At 44.0% G+C, this 4,630-nt stretch carries 4 protein-coding genes; 3 read left to right on the forward strand and 1 reads right to left on the reverse strand.

Translation table 11 applies throughout. The annotated features are described in order from the left end of the window. Positions 1–667: 667 nt before the first annotated feature. The gene (locus RLO19_RS20375; RefSeq protein WP_446359261.1) at positions 668–1,507 is read right to left on the reverse strand and encodes a DUF928 domain-containing protein; all 840 of its coding nucleotides are present in this window, start codon (positions 1,505–1,507) and stop codon (positions 668–670) included. Positions 1,508–2,022: 515 nt separating this feature from the next. On the opposite strand from RLO19_RS20375, the gene RLO19_RS20380 reads away from it, so the two are divergent. From RLO19_RS20380 to RLO19_RS20390, 3 genes are read left to right on the forward strand one after another with little or no spacing between them, the layout of a single operon-like run. Next, positions 2,023–3,738, forward strand: a complete 1,716-nt coding sequence (locus RLO19_RS20380; RefSeq protein WP_446359262.1) for a CHASE2 domain-containing protein — start codon at positions 2,023–2,025, stop codon at positions 3,736–3,738. A gap of 6 nt (positions 3,739–3,744) precedes the next feature. Then, entirely contained in the window at positions 3,745–3,903 is a 159-nt protein-coding gene (locus RLO19_RS20385; protein ID WP_446359263.1) for a hypothetical protein, read from the forward strand. Next, entirely contained in the window at positions 3,904–4,422 is a 519-nt protein-coding gene (locus RLO19_RS20390; RefSeq protein WP_446359264.1) for a phage tail protein, read from the forward strand. Positions 4,423–4,630: the final 208 nt, after the last annotated feature.

Here is a 4,630-nt window from a genome sequence, read left to right on the forward strand (position 1 = left end):
AAGCAAAATCTAGGGGAGGGCATCCCCAAAGTAAAGCTGTAGGAGTTGGAGCCTCTACGCAACAGGAGCGCAAGCCTGGTAGAGCAAGTTTTGACGTTGAATACAGAATCCCACGCGCTCTATCGCCGTGGGAGTGTCAAATCTCTATTTTCCTCTAATGGAAAAAGTCGCGCCAAAGAGTTGAGTAACATTTTATTATACCGCGATGGGAGGTGAGGGCTGAGGAAACCTACGCATTAAACTGCTTTTTTGTCAAATCAGCCTCTGGATGAGTTCAGAAAATTAGAGGATGAAACATACTTGTATTATTTGGATTTTTCCGAGGCGAGGGATGAAAAAACAACGCAGCATTATGGATTTAAAGCGTTTTTTATTTAAAAATGACCAGAATATGAGCATCATACGGTATTTAAATATATAATACTACAACCTCAAACCCAGGTCAAATCATGCTTTAGCCGTGACATTTTCTGCCAGCCGTAAGTCCCATTGTCTTTAGAATATTAAAACTTAAGCTTAAAACCTAAAAGTTTTCCTTATAGCAGCCTACCAATCCCCATTGAAAAAGAGAAAAGCTTATCCGCTTTTCCCTTTAAGGTTTAGTCATATCCTGGAAGGAACCAGTGTCTAGAATTGAAAGCACAACGGCTAAGTCGGCTAAAAAGAGTTAATTTTCAACGCTCGACCCAGAACTACTCACCAGGTCTTTTTCGATCAGCTTGCCTAAATTAACCGATTCTAAGAGAGCTTGCCAATTTGCTCTGATCTCTGGATTGTCAGGATTGTTTTCCAGTAATTCAGCCAGGGAACTCGCGGCTTCTGTCCAGACTCCAAACTCGGCATAAACGGCTGGCTTTTCCAGTTCTGTAGCATCGGCTAATTCTTGAGCCAGAGCATCTTCTTTGGGAATTCGCTTAATCCGTCCTTCAACAATTAGATCTCCGGCTAAATCCGTTGGGTCGCAACGGACGGAAAAGAACCACTGGTATTCCTGACCAACTTTAACAAGAGCTTCATCCTCTGTAGCGGGTTCAGGAAGACTCACCGTAATAATTCCTGGCGTCTTATTTTCCAGAGAAACCTCCTGCTGATAAATGACCTCTGTGCCATTAGCATTCAGTAATGTAAACTCGGCTTCCGTCGCTTTAGTTTGATCAACGGAAATTAAGAATTTAGGAGCAGGAGAAACAGTCGATTCGACGACAAGGCTCTCTTCTTTTGATGAATCCTGTTCGTTAATTTTTGGTAGCAGAGGCGTTACAGTTATCTGTTCTCCGTAACACATACCAGGACCACGGGATGTACCTCCACTTCGACCCCGAGACGATCTTACACCGGGTGCTCTGAATCTTGGTCGCCGTGCCAAGAGACTTTCTGAAGGTGTCTGTTGAGCTGGGCTAGACGAACTCGGCTTGAGACTAGCAATTGCCATGGCACTGGCACTCATGACGACTCCCAGAGACAACATCAGGGAAAAGGTTTTAAGATATATAGAGGACTTTTTCATTTTACTCCTTGCCAATAGCAGCACTTAAGACAATTTTAATTAATGCAGTAGCTTTAGTAGAGAGCTTAACCAAGGTGAGCGTATTTATCTACATGGCGACTCCTCTCTATTCAGCAAAGTTCCCTGTCCTAAGCGTAAATTTTAAGAAACGCGCTTGCCAGATTCCCTCATTTCTTTATAGCGACTCAGCGAAGGTGCTGAGCTATGATCCGTTTAACTGAGATAAACTCACTCAGTATACAATTTAAACCCCACAACACAAATAAACTGCCTGGGTACTATATTATATACTAATATTCTATCGGACTTGTTTGTAAAACCTAGGATGCTCACACTTCTTTAAGAAAAGTGATTAATGGCAGAGCAAAGTTAGAAAACCACTATCTTTTCCTGATGTTAGGTTAAGTTTGATTAAGTTTGATTGTCTTAATCCCAGGCTTACCAGCCTAAGAAACTCCGCCCTTTAGGGCGCATTGTCAGCTCATTCACCCATGAGAGCAGGAGGCGATACCCAGATGATTTCTGAAGTTCGTTCATTTTTCGGGCAACATCCCGTCGGAAAAGGACTGATCGCGTTTGGGGGAACCGTGGTTCTCACCAGCTTAGTCGTGACAGGCGTAATTGTAGGAGTGCGACAGTTAGGTGCTTTAGAAGGATTTGAACTGGACGCTTATGACCAACTTGTGCGATCGCGTCCGGAACAGGAACCCGATGATCGGGTGTTGGTGGTGGAATATAGCGAAGCTGACATCGCCCAGATCAAAGAATTCCCCATATCAGATGGCACACTGGCGAAGCTGCTACAGAAACTACAGGAATATCAACCCAGAGCGATCGGTATTGATATTTTAAGGGATGTACCCCAAGGGACAGGTCGTGAGAACTTAATCAACGTATTGCAAAAAAACGATAACATTATCGCCGTTTGCAAAATGAGTTCTTTGAGTGAACCCGGCGTTCCTGCAGCACCTGGAATTCCCGACGAACGGATTGGGATTGCCGATTTACCCTTTGACTCAGATGTCTCCATTCGTCGCACAATTTTACTGTCAGTTCCGACACCACTAGAAACTCCAGTAAACGATCCCCACCTCTGTCAGATTAGTGAGATTGACGGATACGAAAATCAACTCCCCTCTTTTGCCTTAAATCTGGCACTATTTTATCTTGAACAAGAGGATGTTTTTTTAGATTACACAGAGACAGGAGAACTGATGTTAGACTCCACTGTCTTGACCAGACTAGAACAACACTCAGGTGGCTATCACAAAAGTGGTGCAGTGGACTACCAGATTATGCTCGATTATCGGTCCGGTGAAAATGCCATTGAGCAAGTCACCGTAACCGATGTATTAGAAGGTAAAATTGATCCCAATCTGGTCAAAGATCGAGTCGTTTTGGTGGGGTACACCGCAACGACTGCCAATGATGACTTTGCCACACCGTTTAGTGCAGCTGCTCAGGATCGAGTCGAAATGCCAGGGGTAGTCATTCACGCCCACATCGTCAGTCAACTTCTGGGTACAGTTTTAGATAGTCGCCCTTTAATTTGGTATTGGTCCGAGGGGAATGAAATCCTCTGGATTTTTCTCTGGTCCGTTGTCGGCGGAACTCTGGCTTGGAAAATCCGCCGTCCTTGGATTCTGATTCCGGTTGCGGTAGTAGCCGGTGGTATTTTGTATGGCATTTCCTATTCTCTATTCGTCCAGCAGGCGGGATGGATACCCCTTGTCCCGCCAGCCGTTGGCTTAGTCTTAACCACCTTTAGCGTCGTTATTATTGACCGCTACGGTCAAGTCGTGGCTAAAACCGTTAAAAAACTGCTGAGAATCAACATTGAAATCGACCAAACTAAAAAAGAAGAGGAAGTCGCCCAAATAATAGAAACTGATAGCTTTCAAGAAATTCAGCTCAGAGCAGATGAACTCAGGCTTCGCCGCCAAATCACCAAGACGACAACCTATAACGATAGGGTCACAGATAGAGTAGAACTCAATTGGGAAGAACTTCCCGAACTAGATCAATACCAACAAGTACTGCAACGAGCGAAAGTATTAAGACATCAGCTTAACAGAGTAGAAGATCAACGGGAAGAGATTGAAGAGGTTGATCATTCAACTAACGACTCTTCCGGGACAATGCCAAGGGTTCACAAACAGGCGTTTAATCCCGAAGATGAGACTTACCTCTCGCAATTGCAGAGTCGGGCAAGACGGATGAGACATAAATAATCAGTGATGAACCCTGAACAACGACAGATTCTTTTAAAACTTGCTGCCAAGGTATGCCAAGATCCTTTGCTCCTGCGGAAACTCAGCGAGCAAGTGTATCAGCTGATGCAAGAAGATTTACGCAAACAACGGGAACGCCATAAAAACTACAGAGGGTTACTATAAATGGCTGACAATGGTAATGTTACCCACGAACTCAACTACGTCACCGCTAATCGATTTTATATCGAAATCGAAAGTCAGATTACTGCCTCATTTAGCGAGTGTTCAGGTTTGGGGGTGCAGATTGATAAAGAAGTATACTTTGAAGGAGGAGTCAACGAACAGCAACGTATCTTTCTCAAACAAGCCAAATTTGATGATGTTACCCTGAAGCGCGGGATTACTGAAGATTTAGTATTTTGGAATTGGATCAATCAGACGCTCAATCCCGGGAAAAAAGAACGGCGTAATGTCAATATTTTGGTCTTTAACCAAGCCGGAGAAACCATGCAATGTTGGACATTAATCGGTGCGGTTCCAGTCGGTTGGAAAACCCCAGCCTTACAAGCAAGTTCCAGTACCGTGGCGATTGAGGAATTGACCCTCGCCTACGAAGGATTAAAGGTTCTCGCCCAGCAAGGCGGGGGTGGTGCCAGTACCAATGTACAACGCGATCGCGCTGGCTATTTCCCTAGTAACTAATTTGAAATGCTCCCTGTGTCATTATTCGTTTTTAGGGGCGGGTTTAGGGAGTTTCGCGCCAGCTATTGTTCACAAATTGACAATGGATAATGAACAATGGATAATGACCTCTCCTTAAAAGAAGAGGATTGAAATTAAGGAAAATCTTTTTTAATTTCTTCGTAAACGAAGAGGTTTTAGACCCAATTAATCAATTGTCAATTATCAA

Origin of the sequence: Coleofasciculus sp. G2-EDA-02, from assembly GCF_040226375.1 — a bacterium.
In the GTDB taxonomy this organism is placed as follows: Bacteria; Cyanobacteriota; Cyanobacteriia; order Cyanobacteriales; family Coleofasciculaceae; genus Coleofasciculus.